The sequence below is a fragment of the Ensifer adhaerens genome (assembly GCF_028993555.1).
Classification (GTDB): Bacteria; Pseudomonadota; Alphaproteobacteria; order Rhizobiales; family Rhizobiaceae; genus Ensifer; species Ensifer adhaerens_I.
Genome location: NZ_CP118611.1, coordinates 617,590 through 636,778 on the forward strand (window position 1 = coordinate 617,590; position 19,189 = coordinate 636,778).

General features: G+C 62.2%; 15 protein-coding genes. 4 read left to right on the top strand and 11 right to left on the bottom strand.

Annotated features, from left to right (window positions below):
* Nucleotides 1–97: 97 nt before the first annotated feature.
* Nucleotides 98–1,969, bottom strand: coding sequence for a sigma-54-dependent Fis family transcriptional regulator (locus tag PWG15_RS23220; RefSeq protein ID WP_275026380.1), 1,872 nt, complete (start codon nt 1,967–1,969; stop codon nt 98–100).
* Nucleotides 1,970–2,328: 359 nt separating this feature from the next.
* Between PWG15_RS23220 and PWG15_RS23225 the strand changes: the two genes are divergently transcribed.
* Nucleotides 2,329–3,726: an endo-1,3-1,4-beta-glycanase EglC gene (locus PWG15_RS23225; protein ID WP_275026381.1), complete on the top strand. Its 1,398-nt coding sequence runs from the start codon at nt 2,329–2,331 to the stop codon at nt 3,724–3,726.
* Between the two features lie 95 nt (nt 3,727–3,821).
* On the opposite strand, the gene PWG15_RS23230 is transcribed toward PWG15_RS23225, so the two are convergent.
* The gene (locus tag PWG15_RS23230) at nt 3,822–5,033 is read right to left on the bottom strand and encodes a benzoate/H(+) symporter BenE family transporter (protein WP_275026382.1); all 1,212 of its coding nucleotides are present in this window, start codon (nt 5,031–5,033) and stop codon (nt 3,822–3,824) included.
* 109 nt (nt 5,034–5,142) lie between these two features.
* On the opposite strand from PWG15_RS23230, the gene PWG15_RS23235 reads away from it, so the two are divergent.
* On the top strand, nt 5,143–6,633 hold the full coding sequence (locus PWG15_RS23235; RefSeq protein ID WP_275026384.1) for a MocR-like pyridoxine biosynthesis transcription factor PdxR: 1,491 nt from the start codon (nt 5,143–5,145) through the stop codon (nt 6,631–6,633).
* Between the two features lie 224 nt (nt 6,634–6,857).
* Here the strand turns inward: PWG15_RS23235 and PWG15_RS23240 are convergent, their stop codons facing one another.
* The gene (locus tag PWG15_RS23240) at nt 6,858–7,289 is read right to left on the bottom strand and encodes a hypothetical protein (RefSeq protein WP_425536827.1); all 432 of its coding nucleotides are present in this window, start codon (nt 7,287–7,289) and stop codon (nt 6,858–6,860) included.
* Nucleotides 7,290–7,559: 270 nt separating this feature from the next.
* On the opposite strand from PWG15_RS23240, the gene PWG15_RS23245 reads away from it, so the two are divergent.
* On the top strand, nt 7,560–8,945 hold the full coding sequence (locus tag PWG15_RS23245) for an alkyl/aryl-sulfatase (RefSeq protein ID WP_275026386.1): 1,386 nt from the start codon (nt 7,560–7,562) through the stop codon (nt 8,943–8,945).
* A gap of 238 nt (nt 8,946–9,183) precedes the next feature.
* Here PWG15_RS23245 and PWG15_RS23250 read toward each other — a convergent pair whose 3' ends face one another.
* From PWG15_RS23250 to PWG15_RS23280, 7 genes are all read right to left on the bottom strand, one after another.
* Nucleotides 9,184–10,563: an aspartate aminotransferase family protein gene (locus tag PWG15_RS23250; protein ID WP_275026387.1), complete on the bottom strand. Its 1,380-nt coding sequence runs from the start codon at nt 10,561–10,563 to the stop codon at nt 9,184–9,186.
* 40 nt (nt 10,564–10,603) lie between these two features.
* Nucleotides 10,604–12,100 carry an NAD-dependent succinate-semialdehyde dehydrogenase gene (locus PWG15_RS23255; RefSeq protein WP_275026388.1) on the bottom strand — a complete coding sequence of 499 codons (1,497 nt, stop codon included), beginning with the start codon at nt 12,098–12,100 and terminating at the stop codon, nt 10,604–10,606.
* A gap of 174 nt (nt 12,101–12,274) precedes the next feature.
* Nucleotides 12,275–12,721, bottom strand: a complete 447-nt coding sequence (locus PWG15_RS23260; RefSeq protein WP_425536807.1) for an MEKHLA domain-containing protein — start codon at nt 12,719–12,721, stop codon at nt 12,275–12,277.
* Nucleotides 12,722–12,919: 198 nt separating this feature from the next.
* Nucleotides 12,920–13,504 (bottom strand): tyrosine phosphatase family protein, encoded by a 585-nt coding sequence (locus tag PWG15_RS23265; RefSeq protein ID WP_275026390.1) that lies wholly within the window; start codon nt 13,502–13,504, stop codon nt 12,920–12,922.
* A gap of 412 nt (nt 13,505–13,916) precedes the next feature.
* A complete protein-coding gene (locus PWG15_RS23270; protein WP_275026391.1) occupies nt 13,917–16,139 on the bottom strand; it encodes a copper-transporting P-type ATPase in 2,223 nt (740 codons plus the stop codon).
* Between the two features lie 74 nt (nt 16,140–16,213).
* Nucleotides 16,214–17,674 (bottom strand): multicopper oxidase family protein, encoded by a 1,461-nt coding sequence (locus tag PWG15_RS23275; RefSeq protein WP_275026392.1) that lies wholly within the window; start codon nt 17,672–17,674, stop codon nt 16,214–16,216.
* Between the two features lie 98 nt (nt 17,675–17,772).
* Nucleotides 17,773–18,135 (bottom strand): hypothetical protein, encoded by a 363-nt coding sequence (locus PWG15_RS23280; protein ID WP_275026393.1) that lies wholly within the window; start codon nt 18,133–18,135, stop codon nt 17,773–17,775.
* A 118-nt stretch (nt 18,136–18,253) separates the two neighbouring features.
* Here PWG15_RS23280 and PWG15_RS23285 point away from each other — a divergent pair, with 118 nt between their 5' ends.
* Nucleotides 18,254–18,814: a cytochrome c gene (locus PWG15_RS23285; RefSeq protein ID WP_425536828.1), complete on the top strand. Its 561-nt coding sequence runs from the start codon at nt 18,254–18,256 to the stop codon at nt 18,812–18,814.
* A 34-nt stretch (nt 18,815–18,848) separates the two neighbouring features.
* Here PWG15_RS23285 and PWG15_RS23290 read toward each other — a convergent pair whose 3' ends face one another.
* Nucleotides 18,849–19,070: a heavy-metal-associated domain-containing protein gene (locus PWG15_RS23290; protein WP_275026395.1), complete on the bottom strand. Its 222-nt coding sequence runs from the start codon at nt 19,068–19,070 to the stop codon at nt 18,849–18,851.
* Between the last annotated feature and the right edge of the window lie 119 nt (nt 19,071–19,189).

Sequence of the window (19,189 nt, forward strand, 5' to 3'; positions counted from 1 at the left end):
CTATTTTGTGAGTGATATCAATGCCTTGAAAATGATCACAGCCGAAAGCCTCGGGGAATGCAACAGTTGGCGCGCAACAGGTGTTGCAGGCGTTGCGTCAGTTGAGACGCTTCAGGCGACGGTGGACGGTGGAGCGGTTGACACCGAGCTTTCTCGCGAGTGCCGAGACGTTGTCACCGCAGTCTCTCAGCGCCTGGCGCAGTGCATCATCTTCGCCCGGCAGCGAACGGACGGTGGCGGAAAAGAGATGCTCCGGCAGGCACTCGGTATCGATGCGGCCCCCTTCGGAAAGCGCGGCGGCGACCCGCAGGACGTTGGAAAGCTCACGCAGATTTCCCGGCCATTCATGCGCCAGCAAGGCTGTCCGCGCGGCCTTGTCGATGCGGTATGGCTCGTTGTTGTCCTTCTCGATGCGGGCGAGCAACTGGTCGATCAGCCAGCCGAGATCCTGGCGCTCGCGCAACGGCGGAAGGCCGAGGGTCGCAGCGTTCAGGCGATAGTAAAGGTCTTGCCGGAAACGGCCTTCCTTCACCAGTTCAGCCAGATCGCGGTGGGAGGCAGAGACGACACGCAGGTGGATCGGGCGGGCCTTGAGTGCGCCGACCGGTTGGACTTCATTTTCCGAGAGGACGCGCAACAGCCGGCTTTGCAGCGAGAGCGGCATGTCGCCGATCTCGTCGAGGAACAGGGTGCCACCGTCTGCGTCCTCGATCAGGCCGCGCTTGCCCTTCTGGCTGGCGCCAGTGAACGCGCCGGGCGCGTAGCCGAAGAGTTCGGACTCAATGAGATGTTCCGGGATTGCCGCGCAATTGACCGCGACGAAGTTGCCGTTGCCGCCGCAACTGTCATGGATCGCGCGCGCAAGATACTCCTTGCCGCTGCCCGTTTCCCCTTGAATGAGAATGGGAATGTTGCGGGTCGCAAGTTTGGCCGCGCGGGTCTGTACCCGTTCCATTGCGGCGTCGCCGCGACTGAGATCACGCAAAGCCCGGGGTAGGCGCGGCTCCGGCCCGGCAGGCGTGCGCAGGCTGACGACGGGCGCGATGGCGCTGGCGAAAAGGACAAGACCGCTCTTGGCTCGAAGGAGGCGCTCGCCGTTCGGCCGGCCGCGCATGAAATTCGGCAGGTCGTCCACGTCGATATCGAAGACCTCCGAGACAGGCAGGCCCAGGAAATCGCGTGTTCTGAGGCCGCGGATGTTCATCGAGCGGGCGAGTGCGCCAAAGCCACCATGGGTCATGCCGGTGATGCGCCCGCTGCCATCAAGGGCGATGGCGGCGTCCGGGTCGACATCAAGGAATTCCGGGGACCGCGCCAGCCGCAGCACCCAGTCGTTGCGGGTACGGGTCATGAGGTTGGCGAGCTCGATCCGTCGCGCCGTGGCGGAGACCAGATGCAGCGCCAACTGCTGGCTCGCCTTGGCGGTGGGCGACCGGAGCTGGGAGATGTCGAGCACGGCGGTAAGGTCGCCAAGCGTGTCGAATACTGGCGCCGCCGTACAGGTCAGCCCGATATGGCTGGCGTCGAAATGATCGTCCTGATGGATGATGACCGGCTCGCCGGAGACGATGCAGGCCCCGACGGCACAGGTTCCCGCGCGGCTCTCCGACCATTCCGAGCCGAGATAGAGCCCGGCCTTGCGCAACTGGTTGTCGAAGGTCGGGTCTCCCATGAAATCGACGGTCACGCCACGCGCATCGGACAGCAACAGGACGTAGTTCTGTTCGGCGACCTGGTTGAACAGCCCTTCAAGGCCCGAGCGACCGATGCGGATCAGTTCTTCAGCCTGTTCGCGATGCTCGCGCAGCTTCGACCCCGGAACGATGTAGGCTTCCTGCGCGATCGTCGGATCCAGCTTGTAATCATTGAGGCAGCGAAGCCAGGATTGGACCACCGGTGCATCGCGCGGGCTCTCAGCGCCCAAGCCAACACGCTCTATCTCACGCATATGCGATAGTGGCGTTATCATCGATCGGCCTCCCAAGCGGGAAGCTGACACACTCTCGGCGCGTCGACAATCCATATCTGCCAATCGGCAAAGCAGCGAGAGGGCTCCTTTCGAGGTATCGGCCAGATTTCTCGTCATCGTGACACTGCACGCTCAGTGCGGTTTCGTATCTCCATCCCAAACGATGTGTCACCAACGCATCCGCTGCTTTCCAGTGGCGCCTCGAGCCCCCTCGGCAGCCTGTTGACGGCCAGGTGCTGCATTCACAGCTGAAGACTACGCAGGGGCAAAAGAGTTGGAGGTGTGGACGACAGGCCACAGTCAGAGATGCTAGGGGTGTTCATCGGGAAGGGGCACGCAATCCAGTAGGAGACTTCTCGATGAGCAGAACTGCCATGAACGCCCTCGGACAGCCGGTCTATTACAGCGGAAGTTCGACGGCATGGTTTTCCGCAACCGGATCCGGACCGACCCTTTACGGCACGCCCGCCAACGATTCCATCTGGGGAGACAGTTCCGTCGACGTGACGATGATCGGCGGCAGGGGCGACGACATCTACTACCTCTATTCATCGACGAACCGGGCCGAAGAAGCCCCCGGCGAAGGCGTAGACACGATCGATACGTGGATGAGCTACGCCCTGCCGGAGAATTTCGAGAACCTGACCGTCACCGGCGACGGCCGTCATGCGTTCGGCAACAGTGCCGACAACATCATCACCGGCGGCTCAGGCAGCCAGACCCTCGACGGACGAGCAGGCAATGACGTGCTCATCGGCGCCGGTGGAGCCGATACCTTCGCATTCGAGCATGGCAACGGCAGCGACCTCATTTCCGATTTCAGCTCCAACGATACCGTCCGCCTCGGCGGCTACGGGTTCACCTCGTTCGAAGAGGTCCTGGCCAACTCTGCCCAGGAAGGGGACGATCTCCGCCTTCATCTCGGCGACGGCGAAAGCCTGGTCTTCGCCGATACGACAGCCGACCAATTGCAGGAGAGCCAGTTCAAGCTGGGCCTCGACCGGTCCGCTTTGACGCAGACTTTCTCGGATGATTTCGACACGCTGCAACTCCGCGGCGATACGAGCGGTGTCTGGGATGCGAAATACTGGTGGGCGCCGGAGGAGGGCGCAACGCTGACGGAAAACGGCGAACTCCAGTGGTACGTCAATCCGAGCTACGGGCCGACCGCTTCGACCAACCCGTTTTCGGTCGAGGACGGCGTCTTGACGATTACCGCAGAACGGGCCTCGGAAGAGATCCAGTCCGAAATCGGTGGCTATGATTACACGTCCGGGATGCTGACGACCTATTCGTCCTTCGCCCAGACCTACGGCTATTTCGAGATGCGGGCCGACATGCCGGACGATCAAGGCGCCTGGCCCGCCTTCTGGCTGCTACCCGCCGACGGTTCCTGGCCGCCGGAACTCGACGTCGTCGAGATGCGTGGGCAGGACAGCAATACCGTCATCACCACCGCCCATTCCAATGAAGGCGGCGAACATACCGTGAGCCGAGACGGGGTTCAGGTCGCCGATACCGATGGGTTTCACGACTATGGCGTGCTTTGGACGGAAGACGAGATCGTCTGGTACTTCGACGACACGGAGATCGCCCGCGCCGACACACCGGCGGATATGCACGAGCCGATGTACATGCTCGTCAATCTCGCGGTCGGAGGGATGGCCGACACGCCGAATGACGACTTTGCCGATGGGGCGGAGATGAAAATCGACTCCATTGAGGCGTACGCGCTGGGATCGGATTGGGATATCTAAGCGGATAGCAAGGGATCGGCCGCTTCAGAGCGGCCGGTCCTGCCAAACCTTTTGGGGATCAAGATGACCGAAGGGCCTGGAGGTCAATTCGCGGCTCATTCCTTCACGGTCATGGCGCGTCGCGGCAGGCGACCGTTCAGCACGATGTAGGCGACGAGGCCGATCACCAGGCCCCAGAAGGCCCCGCCGATACCGAGCAGCTTGATGTTGGCGGCAGACGCCAGGAATGTGATGAGCGCTGCCTCCCGGGTTTTCGGGTCTGCCATCGCTCCCGCGAGGCTTCCGCCGATCGTGCCCAGCAGCGCGAGGCCTGCAAGCGTGGTGATGAACGTCGCGGGAAATGCCATGAACACGGCCGCGAGCGTGACGCCGAAGACACCCACAAGCACATAGAAGCAACCTGCAGCGATCCCGGCGATCCAGCGCTTAGAAGGGTTCTCATGCGCTTCCTTTCCGGTGGCGATCGCCGCTGTGATGGCGGCGATATTGAAAGCATGCGAGCCGAAGGGCGCCATGACAAGCGAACCGAGGCCGGTCGCGGTGACAATAGGGTTGGCGCTGGTCTTGAAACCGTCATTTCGCAGTACCAGCATCCCCGGCATATATTGCCCTGTCAGCGTGATGAGAAACAGCGGCAGCGCAATGGAAAGCAGCGCGTTCAGCGAGAAATGCGGCAGGGTGAAGACGGGCGCCGCGAACGCCAGTTTCAGTCCCGACAGATCAACCCGGCCTTCTGCGAGCAGGAACGAAAGTCCGAGAACGAGAATGCCAACCACGGCGTAGCGGGCGGAAAAACGCTTCAGGAAGAGATAGGCGACGATCAGCAGGCCGACGAGCAGCGGGTCGACACTCGCACCGGCGAAGGCTCCGATCCCGAACTGCAGCAATATGCCGGCCAGCAGACCCGAGGAGATGCCGGTCGGGATCAGCCGGATCACCTTCTCGAAACAACCGGAAAGTCCAAGGGCGATGAAAGCTGCCGCCGAGATCATGTAGGCGCCAATCGCTTCGGCATGGGGTGTCGTTGCCAGTGCCGTCACGAGGAAAGCTGCAGCCGGAGTCGACCAGGCGGTGATGATCGGCTCGCGGTAACGCCAGCTGAGGAAAAGTCCGGTCAGCCCCACACCGATGGAAACGGACCATACCCAGGACGCCGTCAGTTCCGGGCTGAGGCCGGCGTTCTTGGCAGCATGAAAGACCAGAATGAATGTGCCGCCGTAGTTGACGATGACGGAGATCAGGCCCGCCACGATGGGGTGCGTCAAGTCATTCAAGTGGATGAAGGTGGAGGATGGACGGTACAGCATGTCTTGACGGACTCCTGAAACTGGGGCGGATAGCCAACGAAGTGCGTTGACATTTAGCCGCCCAATGGCCTGAATATCCCATCCATTTTTGTCGGCAGGTTCAGACCATTTGTTCAAGCATTCGCAACTGGAGTCCGTGAAGGCGTGGCTCGCGCATCCCACTCATGCTGCGATGCCGCTTCATGCGCGGATTCAGCGAGCGATCCGGCAGATGATCCTCGATGGTGTGCTCGCGCCGGGAAAGCCGCTGCCGGCCTCGCGCCCGCTCGCCAAGTCGCTCGGCGTATCGCGCGACACGATCGAAACCGCCTATAGCCAGCTTCATGCCGAAGGTTTCATCGAGCGCCATGTCGGAAGCGGCAGCTTCGTGGCCGAAATGACGGAATTTGCGACCGGTCGCCGCATTTCCCGGCGAGACCCGCTTTCGCGCAACCAGACGCCGAACCTCAGCAAGCGCGGCAATGCCATGTTCAGCAGCGGCGGCGTGCGCGAGTTGCTTGCGCCGCGCCCCTTCGCACATGGCGTGCCGGAGACCCGCAGTTTTCCGCTGCAGCTTTGGGAGCGTCTGGAACGACAGGTCTTGAGGGAACACGGGACCCAGGTGCTGCTTCACGGTGATCCGCAAGGGACTGAAGCGCTGCGCAGCGCTATCGCCGATTATGTCAACCTCGAGCGCGGCGCGCGCGCGACGCCCGATCGAGTGCTGATCCTCACGAGTTCGCAACAGGCGCTAACCCTGTGCGCGAACATGCTGCTTGATCCCGGCGATCGGATCTTTATCGAGGACCCCGCTTATTATGGTGCGCGCAAGGCTTTCGATGCGGCGGGGCTGGAATGTCTGCCCGTGCGCGTGGATGGTCAGGGTGTCGTCGTCGAGCAGATCACCGCGGAGACACGCAAGGTCAAGGCCGTGTTCCTGACGCCGTCACATCAGTTCCCGACCGGCGCGACGTTGACGCTGGATCGCCGTCTGGCGTTGATCGAATGGGCCAACCGCCATCAGGCATGGATCATCGAGGACGATTACGACAGCGAATTCCACTATGCCGGCAAACCGACGGCCTGCGTGCAGGGCCTCGATCCGCACGACCGGACCATCTATATCGGTACCTTCACCAAATCGCTCTTTCCGGGCTTGCGGATCGGCTATGTCGTGCTGCCTCCCCAACTGGTGCAGCCGATGACGGTCGCGCGCACGCTGCTTGACGGGCACTCCGCCCCGCTGGCGCAACTGACGCTCGCCCGGTTCATGGAAGGTGGGCATTTTGGTGCGCATGTCCGCACCATGCGCAGCACCTACGCTGATCGGCTCGGTGTGCTGGCAAGCCTCGTCGGCAAGCATCTGTCGCATTTTGTTGAAGCACAGGTACCCATCGGCGGACTGCAGATGTCCTGTGTGCTGACCTGCAACATGCCGGAGCGCACGGCCATTGACGTCGCACGACGTGCGGGGATCGAGATAATGGGATTGTCCGCGCTTCATGCAAATGGCGAACCCAAGGCCGGCTTCCTGATGGGCTTTGCCGCCTACACACCGAACGAAATCGAGGGTGCCGTCAGAAAGTTTGCGGACGCGCTCGGCGCCGTCGCGAAGTCGTAGTCAGCCGGGCGCCGGGTATCCAATTGCCGGGATACAAAGGCTCGCCGCATCAGCGCCAGTCAGGGCTGCCGGTTCCTCTATCATCTTCTAGCGTTTCGAGAAGCAAGCTCATTTCCCCGAGCGCAACGGTTTGGGACATGGCGATGTCCAGAAGCGCGTCTCTGAACAGGCTGCGCTGCGCGCTGTCACTTCGCTGCAAGTCTCCAAAACGCACTGTGCGAAGCTCATTCTCCGGCCGTGGCACGATTGGTGGCCTCCTCTACCACGCCAGCTGAATGGCGAACCTGGCGCGATTGTCGTAGCAGATAGGAACCCAACTCGGCGGCGGCAGCGATATCGGCAAAGAGCAGACCCGCCTCCGCCATGGTGCCGTCGTCGAGCGCATCTCTTTCGTTCGGGTCGAAGTCACTCAACAGATCGAGAAGAGCCTCGATTCTTAGGCGCTGCTCGCCGGCTGCTGCCAGCAGGCTCCGCTCGATCCGCTCTCTCTCGAGCCTTTCGAGGTCGCGCAGCGCCTCGCCAACGCGGTCTCGGCATTCGCAGTCGATCGCGCTGCTCAACACAGCACCATGCATGCGCGCGATCGCGCGGTCGATGTCCTCTTTGGTTTGGGCCAATGTCGATGTCATCGCAGGGTCCGCTGTTTGCATTGCCATGTTGCACGTCCAAAGTTGCGGGGCGGCACCTTCCGCCTCGGCGCAACCACCATCCGGCATCTTGATTTCAAGCCTAAAGGCAAGTGGGGCCGAGCTGTTTGAACCAGCGCAAAGAAAGATAGCTTTCGACGGGTACGCCGCTGGCCAGGACGGTCGGCCGCGAGCAAGTGTGGTTTGAGCCTACCGCGCAGAACTCGGCCACAAGGAAGGACGGGACTTCCGGCAGTTATTCCAATATCACGTCGATGCGTTGCAGTCATAACCGCAACCATGGACGGCTGGTCGCTGTCACTCCTGAACGTAGCAGCAGGCTCGTGGAGCCGTGAACTAGGATTAGTCTTGATGACCGCTTCAACACCCGGGCAGATGTCGCCCGCGTCTGCAGATGAATTCCCCGGGCGTGAGCAATTGCGTGCGAGTTCCGCAGAATTCCGAAAGGAGGTCATCGAAATCACGGACGGTGTCTTTGCGGCCGTCGGCTATTCCGCGAGCAACGTCACGCTGATCCAGGGTGACAAAGGCTCTGTTATCGTCGACACGTCTGCAAACCCCGTTGACGCGATGGCGATCGTGGATGCCTTCGGGAACCGCTTCGTGCGTCCGGTCCTTGCCATCATCTACACGCACAATCACCCGGACCATTCCGGCGGTGCGAGCGTGTTTGCCGGATCCGACAATCCCGAAATCGTCAGCCATCAGACGCTGGTGGAATCCGGGCCGGAGTTCGCAAGAGGACCGCGCGACGGCGGTGATGCCTTCGGCACCAAGCTCGCTGACCATCTGTTCATCAACGCCGGTACGCAGCTTGAATACGGTCGCGTGACCCCGCATACAAGGGAGGGGTTCCTGCCGCCGACCCTCACTTTCAGAGGGGAGAGCGAGGTCATAGAGCTGGCGGGGGTGCAGATGCAGCTCATCCATACGCCAGGAGAGTCTCCTGAAAACATAGCCATCTGGATCGCCGGGAAGGGCGTTCTGATCCCCGGCGACGATTTCCTGAAATCGTACCCGAACCTCTCGCCGATCCGTGGCCTGAAACTGAGGCCACCGGAGACGTGGATCGCAAGCCTCGACAAAATGCTTGCCTTGAACGCCACCTATATGGTCCAGGGCCACATGCGCCCGATCCTCGGCAAGGGCGAGGTCCGCACGGCCCTCACCGATTACCGGAACGGCATCAAGACCGTTCTCGACCAGACCCTGGCCGGTATCAAACAGGGCAAGACGCCGGACGAGCTTGTTGAGGAGGTGAAACTCTCTCCGGAGCTCTCAAACAGCCCTTACCTGCAGGAGTACTATGGCACTGTCGCCTGGGCTGTGCGTGGGATTTACGCCGATTACGTCGGATGGTTCGATGGGAATGCCACGAATTTGAACCCCCTGCCGGCTGCGGAGCGGGCCCGAAAGATGCTCGACATGGCAGGTGGGGTAGAGAACATCATCGCCCGCGCCAGGGAATCGATCGAGGCCGGGGAATTTCAATGGGCGGCAGAATTGATCGACCATGTGCTGGCCGTTGACCCGGTGAACATGGCGGCCAAGGAGATCAAGGCCCAGACGCTGACCGAATTGGGCGAGCGGCAGATCAATGCCACCGCCCGGAACTATTATCTAACCACAGCTCAATATCTGCTGAAGCGAGAGAGCCAGGAGTAGTCGTAGTCCTAGCCACCGAGTTGCAGCGTCCGCGCGGGCGCGCCATCGTTCCGGAATTCGCTTCTACGCGAGCACCGGAGGTCATTTCGCTCCGAGACATCAGAGGCCACATTGAGTGCGTGGCCCCGGGCTTTCCTCGAGCCTATGCCCGGTCCGCTTGCGCGGCCGGGCAGGCAGGGAACGGAAACGCATGATCGCGCCAGATAGACGTTGAACAACGTTTCCTGCTCGACGGACTCTACTTTGAGCCGAGCACGGATGTGATCGCGTCTGCGGCCGCCTTCACGACGATGTCGGCCTCTTCCTTTGTCAGGGAGAGCGGCGGTGCGAAACCAAGAATGTCGCCTTGCGGCATGGCGCGGCCGATGACGCCGCGTTCGAGAAGGGCTGCCGCGACCTGCGGGCCGACCTTCTTTGCAGGCTCGAAGAAGATCCGGTCGTCCCTGTCCTCGACGAACTCGATCGCCGCCATCAATCCGTCGCCACGCACCTCGCCCACATGCTTGTGATCGCCGAGGGCTTTCATCAGTTCGGAGCGGAAATAGGCACCGGTGCTGCCAGCGTTTTCGACGAGGCCCAACTCGTCGATGAGTTCGAGATTGGCAACGCCGGCGGCCGCGCAGATCGGATGGGCGGAATAGGTCCAGCCGTGGCCGATCGCCCCCAGTTCGTCCGAGCCCTGCACCAGCACCTGCCACATCTTGTCCGAGACGATCGTGCCGGAAAGCGGCGCGTAAGCCGACGTGAGACCTTTCGCAATCGTGATGAGGTCGGGCTTCATGCCGTAGTGGTCGGAGCCGAACATCGTGCCGAGACGTCCGAAACCGGTCACCACCTCGTCGGCGACGAGCAGGATGTCGTATTTTTCAAGCACGGCCTGGATCTTCAGCCAGTAGCCCTTCGGCGGCGGCACGATGCCGCCGGTGCCGAGGATCGGTTCGCCGATGAAGGCGGCAATCGTCTCCGGGCCTTCGGCCAGGATCATCTCCTCGAGCTTGTCGACGCAATATTGCGAGAACTGCTCCTCATCCATCGAGCGGTCAGGGCGGCGGAAAAAGTAGGGCGCTTCCGTGTGCAGGATCGGCGCGCGCGGCAGGTCGAAGGCGTTGTGGAAGAGATGCAGTCCTGTCAGCGAGCCGGTCATGACGCCGGAGCCGTGATAACCGCGCCAGCGCGAGATGATCTTCTTCTTTTCCGGCCGGCCGAGGACGTTGTTGTAATACCAGATCAGCTTGATGTTGGTCTCGTTAGCATCCGAGCCCGAAAGACCGAAGTAGACGCGGCTCATGCCCTCTGGTGCACGATCGATGATCATCTTGGAGAGCGTGATCGAGGCTTCCGTGCCGTGACCGACATAGGCGTGGTAGTAAGCAAGGTTCTTCGCCTGCTCGGCGATCGCGTCGGCAATCTTCTGTCGGCCGTAACCGACATTGACGCAGTAGAGGCCGGCGAATGCGTCAAGGCTCGTCCTGCCGCTGGTGTCGGTAATGTAGACGCCTTCGCCGCCGCCGATGACCCGGGTCGGCGTCTCGCCGCGCGCATGCATGCCCATATGCGTGGAGGGGTGGAAGAAGTGATCACGGTCCCAGGCGCTGAGCTGGTTGCTTCTATCGAGCATGGCCTTTCCTTTCGCGTATGATGAAATGTGGCGCCCGCGCTCAGGCGGCGGTGTCGATGCAGAGATATTTGAGTTCCGTGAAGGCTTCGATGCCGTGGCGGGAGCCTTCGCGGCCAAGGCCAGACTGCTTCCAGCCACCGAAAGGGATTGGTCCGCCGGTGATCTTCACCCGATTGATGGCGACCATGCCGTACTCAAGCGCCCGCCCAAGACGCATCTGGCGCGCGCCGTTCTCGGTGACGACATAGGCGACGAGGCCATAGCCGGTGTCGTTGGCGCGGGCGATCACTTGGTCCTCTTTGTCGAAGGCGGTCACGGCTGCGACCGGGCCGAAGGTCTCCTCGCGCATGATCAGCGCCTCGTCGGGCACATTGGTCAGGAGCGTGGGCTCAAAGAAAAGCGGCCCAGCGTGATGACGCCGTCCGCCGACTGAGAGCTTGGCGCCCAATCGCAGCGCGTCGGCAACCTGCTCTTCAACCTTGGCGATCGCTCGTTCGTGCATCAGCGGACCGATTTCGCTGTCGCGGTCGAGCCCGGCGCCGACCTTCAAGCGTGCGATGCGGGCAGCAAAGGCCTCCTCAAAAGCCCTGAGGATCGGCCGCTCGACATAGATGCGATTGGCAGCGAGACAATCCTGGCCAGAGGTCGCGAATTTTGCGGCGGTTGCGATATCGACTGCCTTCTCCACGTCGGCATCGGCGAAGACGATCAACGGCGCATGACCGCCGAGTTCCATGACCAGCCGCTTCATGGTCGATGCGGACTGGCTCGCGATGAGCTTGCCGATCTCAGTCGACCCGGTGAAGCTCATGGCGCGGATGCGTGCATCGGCATTCATGCGGCCGACAATGGTGGCGGCGTCTCCCGTCACCACGTTGAAGACCCCGGCCGGCAGACCGGCCCGCTCGCCGAGTTCGGCCAGTGCAAGTGCTGAAAGCGGTGTTTCGCTGGAAGGATGTGCAACGACGGTGCATCCGGCAGCAAGGGCGGCTGCGGCCTTGCGGGTGATCATGGCGGAGGGGAAATTCCACGGCGTCACGATGCCAACGACGCCGAGGGCCTCGCGGCGCACGATCATCTCGGCTCCCGGAAGGTGGCTGGTGACGCTTTCGGCGTTGAGGCGCTTTCCTTCCTCGGCATACCACTCGATGAAGGACGCCGCGTAGTCGATCTCGCCACGGGACTCGGCAAGCGGCTTGCCCTGTTCCAGCGTCATCAGCAGCGCAAGATCTTCGCGCGCCTCCAGCATCAGGTCATGCCACGTGCGCAAAATCGCTGCGCGCTGTTGCGGCAGCATGCTGCGCCAGGCGGGCAGCGCGTCGCTCGCGGCCGAGATGGCCTCTCCGGTCTGCTCGGCATCAAGGGCCGCGACCCAGGCAAGCGTCGCCGACGAGGCGGGATCCGTCACCTTGAAGCCGGCGCCGGTGTGGCCGGCGATCCAGCGGCCGCCGACATACGAAAGCGCCCGCAGCAGGTGCGGATCGGCAAGGCGGGCGAGGGCGTCGTGAAAGGTCGTGCGGGCAAATACGGCGGTCATGGCGGCCTCCTCTTGTTGTGTGGAGGAAACATGCCAGAGGGAAGGCGACAGATTGTCTATTGCCGGGGTGGGCGGCAGAGACTTTGGCCAAAGATAGGGGTGAGCGTAGACAATCTCTCTATTCGGAGACGGGAAGAAGTGCCTCCCGCTGTCACGAGATGAGAACCGAAGCGCCTACTGATCCTTCCAGCTGCGAATAACGGCGGCTTGGCCGACGCAGGCGCCGTCGGGGCGCACCAACTGCCAAACGGTCGCCTCTTCGATCCAGAATCGGCGGCCGGACTTCGCGATCCGAACGCCGCGATAATTGTCGATGAAGCCCTTGGCAGAGACGCCGTCTAGAAGGCGCTGCCTTTCCTCGCGGTCTGGCGCTTCGGCAGAAAGGCGCGACGGCATGCCGATGAATTCCTCCCAAGAGTATCCGAAGCAGGCCTGGGCGGTCTTGTTCGCGTAAATGAAGCGAGGATCCTCGGATCGGTCATGTGCGAGCAAGGCGAACGGCGCGGATTCATAGAGCCACCTGCCGTCCGCGGAAGGACCTCCCAGGCTTCTGCCTGTCAACTGGCGGAAGCTGGCGATGATCAGTGCGGAGATTTCTTCGACGTCATGCTCGCTCATCATGCCGCTCCCTTTTGATGTCGGTCGTCCATGGCCCTATCTTGCAGATATCCGCGATCGCGCGACCGCGGACATGAGAGCCCGCTGCAACTGCTTCCTTGGCTTGCGGCGGGCCGTCTCGCGCGGTGTCTTGGTTTGCGACGCTCAGTGAAGAACTCGACACATCGATGCCGAGCCCCGCTGCCGGTGATGCCGCAGCGGTTAGTCGTGGACGGCCATCTGCAGTTCAGCCTGGCGGCCGAGGGATGTCATCCACTCGCTAAACTCCGGGCGGCTCTTGATCTGCCGACCGTAGTGACGGCGGAGCGCCGCAGTGAGATCACCCCGGCGGCCGAGCTGTTCGTCGGCAAAGCCAATCATCTGCGAATTCGGCCAAGCTTGCGGGCGGATGGCGGCAAGGCGGGCAAAGAGGCTTTCGCCGGTCTCATCCGGGTTCGCCTGCGCCATGAGCGTCAGCATGGCCGCCGTCGAGCGCGATACGCCCATATGGCAATGAACCAGCACATGGCTCGCGGCTTCCCGGTCCTGCCGCATCAGGAAATCTGTGCCGAAGCGAAGGACGGCTTCCACGTGGTCCGGGCGGGGCATCACCCGGTTCGGCGCCGCCGCAATGATATCGTGGAAGCGCAGCGTCGTTCGTTGATGCTCGCCGTAGGCGCCGAAAGCTTCCAGTTCAGGGAGTTCCGGATCGACGATCGACAGAACATGGGTCACGTTTCGGCCGCTCTGCCCCGGCAGTTCCTCGATACCGCAAACGGTCAGCACTGGCGAAAAGATCGTTTCCATGTCCATTATCCTTGCATCGGTTTCATAAAGCATCTGCCACGCATTCGCGCGCGAGAAGGGCAAAATCACGGTCGCGCATCACATACATCGGGGCGCCGCAGAACGGCACGATGAGGGGCGGATCGACGCGCGGCTGGCGTTGAGATTGATGTTTTCATCGGTGGGAGGCGACGACGAAGCCGCCGGGAGAGATGGAAACTATACGTGTGCCGGCCTGCTTGGCAATCTCGATATTCGAAAACAGGATAACTCTTGTGACCTGAAAAAGAAGAGTGCGAAACGCACGCCGTTTCCCGTCGAATTGGACATTCACGACACCGGAATATGTCTGGAGACGGCATGCGGGCGCGCTCCGTCCGCAGCCGTTGTCCAGTGGCTCTACCAACCGGGGCGCCGGTGACGATCTATGAGCTCAAATTCGCGCGCTCCTCAATCGCAGCGCATTGCCGATCACACTGACGGAGGAAAGCGCCATGGCGGCGGCTGCGATGATCGGCGACAGCAGCAGCCCGAAAGCGGGATAGAGCGCCCCGGCGGCAACGGGTACGCCGGCGGCGTTGTAGATGAAGGCGAAGAACAGGTTCTGCCGGATGTTCGCCATCGTCGCGTGGCTAAGCCGTCTCGCCCGCACGATGCCCTGCAGGTCGCCCTTGAGCAGCGTCACGCCTGCGCTTTCGATTGCCACGTCGGTGCCGGTTCCCATGGCGATGCCGACGTCGGCGGCGGCAAGGGCAGGAGCGTCGTTGACGCCGTCGCCCGCCATGGCGACGATCCTGCCTTCCTTGCGCAGGCGGTTGACGATTTCGCTCTTGTGCTCCGGGAGAACTTCCGCCTCGACCTCCTTGATGCCGAGCTTGCGGGCGACGGAATTGGCGGTGGTCCTATTGTCCCCAGTCAGCATTACCACGCGCACGCCATCCTTGATCAGCGCGTCGACCGCAGCCAGTGTCGTGGCCTTGATTGGGTCGGAAATCGCAAATAACCCGCCCAGGCGGCCGTCGATGGCGACGAATATGACAGTTGCTCCCTCTCCACGCAGTTCTTCTGCTTTCTGCGCGAGCGCGGAGACATCCACTTTCTCCTCGGACATGATCCGGTGGCTACCGATGATGAGCCTGCGACCGTCGACGACACCTGTCACGCCCTTGCCGACCGGACTGTCGAAGTCTTCGGAAGACCCGAGCTCCAGGGCGCGCTCGTTGGCAGCGTCGACGATGGCGCTTGCGAGCGGATGTTCGCTCGGTCGCTCGATCGTGGCAGCCAGTCGCAGTAATTCGTGCTCAGGCATATCGCCCACGGCGACGATTTCGGTGACCTTCGGCTTGCCTTCGGTCAAGGTCCCGGTCTTGTCGACAACCAAGGTATCGACCTTCTCGAAGCGTTCCAGTGCTTCGGCGTTCTTGATCAGCACACCGGCACCCGCGCCCTTGCCGACACCGACCATGATCGACATCGGCGTGGCGAGACCGAGGGCGCAGGGGCAGGCGATGATGAGCACCGCGACTGCGGCGACCAGCCCGTGAGGCAAGCGAGGCTCCGGACCGACCAGCATCCATGTCGTGAAGGCGATGAAGGCAATCAGGATGACGACCGGCACGAACCAGCCGGAGACTTCGTCGGCGAGCCGCTGGATCGGAGCACGGGAGCGCTGTGCTTCGGCAACCATGTGCACGATGCGGGACAACATGGTGTCGCGGCCGACCTTGCCCGCTTCCATGACAAAGGCGCCCGTCCGGTTCATCGTGCCCCCGATCAGTCTGGCCCCGACCTCCTTGGTGACGGGCATAGATTCCCCGGTGATCATGGACTCATCGACCGAACTGCGGCCCTCGACGAGGGTGCCGTCGACCGGGACCTTCTCGCCCGGGCGCACCCGCAGCTTGTCGCCGACCGCGACGGCATCAAGTTCCACATCCTCATCTGTGCCGTCGCCGCGGATGCGGCGGGCGGTTTTTGGCGCAAGGTCGAGAAGTGCCCTGATCGCACCGCCCGTCTGCTCGCGCGCCTGCAATTCGAGCACCTGCCCGAGCAGCACCAGAACGGTGATGACGGCGGCCGCCTCGAAGTAGATCGCAACTGCCCCATCGCCGGACCGGAACGTTGCCGGAAACAGGCCGGGTGCAACCGTGGCGACTACGCTGTAGGCCCAGGCGACGCCCGTACCCATTGCGATCAGGGTGAACATGTTGAGGTGCCGGGTGACGATCGACTGCCAGGCCCGCTCGAAGAAGGGGGCGCCAGCCCAAAGCACGACGGGCGTCGCCAGGATGAATTGAATCCAGTTCGACGCCTGCGCGCCGAGAACCATGTGCAGATTGGTGAGATGGCCACCCATCTCGAGCGCCAGCACGGGCAGGACCAGAACCAGCCCAACCCAGAACCGTCGCCGCATGTCGACGAGCTCACGGCTTGGCCCCGCGTCGGTTGTGATAATTTCCGGTTCGAGCGCCATGCCGCAAATCGGGCAGTTGCCGGGGCCGAACTGGCGCACCTGCGGATGCATGGGGCAGGTGTAGATCACTCCATCCTGTTGGGAGCCCGGCTTGTCCTCGGCTTTGGCAGGCGCCGCGTTTTGATTGGCATGGTGGTGATGCGCATGACCTTCGTGCCGGTGCTGGTGCTTATGCTCGTCCATGGGATTTCTCCATACTGGTACTCGCGATAACGGAGCCAATGCCCGGCGCCCGGGGGCAGCCGGGCATAGGCTGGTTACGCGTAGGCGACGAAGGACATCATTCCCGATGCCATGTGATAGAGGTGATGGCAGTGGAGCGGCCAGCGGCCCGGATTGTTGGCGTCGAACACTACGCTGACGCTCCCCATCGGCGGCACGAGAACGGTGTCCCGCACAGCGCCCGCGAATGCCTTCCCACCGATGTCGACCACCTGGAAGTGGTGCCCGTGCAAATGCATTGGGTGGGACATCATCGACATGTTGCGCATGACGACCTCGATCCTTTCCCCTTCGCGGACATTGAGGCTGTCGCCGCCCTCGATCCGCCAGTCGTAGCCGCTCATGCTGCCCGTCAGGGTTAGCTCGAACCTTCGATCGGCGGGACGAACGGCAAGCGGCACGGCGGCCACGAGTTGCTGTTCGAGTTCTAGCCCAACGACCGGTCCACGATCCTTTCCACGCGATGCGATCCTTGAGATCTTGGCGCCGGCCGGCGCAAGGATGATGCCGGTGCGATGCTCGGCACCCTCGCGTAGCGCGAGGATCGGATAGGCCTCGGCGGACTTTGGAAGCTCGAGGCGGATATCGAGCCGTTGGCCCATGGAGATCGGGAAGCGCGTCCCTGAAACCGGCTGCACCGGCTGTCCGTCGACGGCGATCAACTGTCCGGTGAGTGCGCCGGTGTCGATCGTGAAGGCGGTGGCCGTCGCGCCATTGATGATGCGCAGGCGGACGCGTCCTCCGTTCTCGACCCTGACGACTTCAGGGTCGTCGAGCGTCCGGTCATTGGCGAGATAGGCGTCATATTCGATGTCGTTCAGATCCATGGCGGCCATACCTGGCATTGCCATTCCGGACATGTGGCCGCCGTGCATATTGGACGCCATTCCCTGCATCATCGCACCGTGGTCCATTCCGTGACCGCGTGACGATCCCTTCAGTTTGGCGAGCAATTCTTCGGCAGGCGTGAAGGAGAAGTCATGCAGCAGGATGACAACTTCCTGCTCGACGCGCTGGCGGTCGTCGGCGCTCTGCACGATCAGAGGCGCGGCAAGCAGGTTCTGCTCCTGCAGCGTATGCGCGTGCATCCAGTGCGTACCGCCGGGCCCGACCGGAAACGCGTAGTGCCGGGTTTCTGTTGCCTTCAGAAGCGCTGCGGGGTTGTCCGGCACGCCGTCCATATTCCATGGCGGCGCGAGCCCATGCCAGTGGATGAGCGTTGCTTCCCCGCCTTGAATTGAAAGGGTGACGTCAAACGTTGCGTCGGCGTCGAGCGTCAGTCCGACAGCGCCATCCGGCTGGACAAGCCCAAAGACGTCGGCGGCCTTGCCGTTCACCTCGATCACACGCTTCGTGATCGCAAGCGAGCGGGTGCCCGCGCTCGAGGCAGTTGCCTTGCTGGTATCAGCCCAGCTTTTGTTTGGTTGTAAGATGGCACCCGATGCGGCGACCACGACGCCCGACATCAGTCCGCCCAGGAATTCACGGCGTTTCATGTTCATTGACCTCTTGTTCCATGCCGGCCAAAACCGGCGAAGGTCGCGCCACGCGGGTGCGACCGCGGAGGACCGCCGCAGAACGCGGCTGGCCTGGCTTATCCGATGGATCGAGGAGGGCCGATGGCGGGTCGGGAGATGATGCCGTCGATGGGCGGTTGGGGAGCGATGTCCCGGCGACCGTCCGAGTTCAAGGTGAGTTCGCCGATAACTGGAGCGGGGAACAACGCGTAGCACATGCTGCAGATACGTTTGCAGCACGCTTTCTGGCCACCTGTTTCTTTCTCCGTGTGGAGATCGGCGTGCCCCTTTGGAGAAATGACATGTTCGCTGCCGGCAACATGTGGCCCGCATTTGATGGGAGCCGCCTCAGCCATCGGCACGACCAGAAACAGAAAAGCGACCAGGACGGCCAGCCATTCTGTTGCGTGCTTTCGGGCGGTCTGGCTGGCGGCGATCATGTTTTCGTCCGACACCTCGTGCTGTATTCAAGCACAGTGCGTGATGCTTGCAAATCTGGCCTTGACCTTGATCAAACGGCGACAAGTGCGCAGCTCGCGACGGGAGGATTGCAGCCGAATGTGTCCGAATGCGGTTAGATGGTCAGGTTTCATTTTCACAGCGATTTCGGTTGTGGCTTTCTCGGCCGCTTCCGCACAGGCTGGCGATGACGTCGTCCATGAAAGGCAGCAGGATATGAAGGCGATGGCTGCTGCCGCCAAGAACATCGATGCCATGTTCAAAGACACATCACCTTACGACGCGAAGGCGTTCAAGGTCGCTGCCGAAACCATTCGAGCCCATTCAGGCGAACGACTATCGAAACTGTTCAGCAGTCCTGTCGTCGCCGAGGGCTCGAAGGCCACCGCCAACATCGACACTGAGCGACCGGCATTCGACACGTTGGCGGCTGAGCTTGGCGCCTACGCCGCGGCGCTCTCCGCTGCGGCGGAGCGCAACCCGGAGGTTCTTGCCCCTGAAATGCGGATGCGGGGCGGCGATACGAAGATGGGAGGGCCGCTCGCCAAGAGAAAGTCGGCGGCCCTCGACCCGATGTCCATGCCCGCCGAGCATGCCTTCCACACAATGCTGCAGGTCTGCACTTCCTGCCACGCCAAGTTCCGCGCGAAGGACAACTAATCGGCGGAAGTAGGCGCGTGTCTCAAAGCTTGGATCACCCGACGTGGCTGCAGCAGGATTTCTTGAAGGAAGCCTGGTAGCCGGCTTCCTCGATCGCAGCAACGAAGGCGTCGGAGGCGATCTGCGAATCGATCGACGCGGACTTGGCCTCGAGATCTATAGCGACTTTGGCGTTGGGGTCGACCGACTTCACGGCCTTTTCGACTGCGCCGGCGCAGTGTCCGCAAGTCATGTCGGGGATGTTGAGATGGTGCATCTGGAAACTCCATTTGATCTGACATGTTCCAATGTGGTGCTTCCAACGATGGCAAGGTCAAGGGCAAAGCGCGCATAAAAAGCTTTGTTCCTCCGGGCGAAGAAACCGCCAGGGGAAGT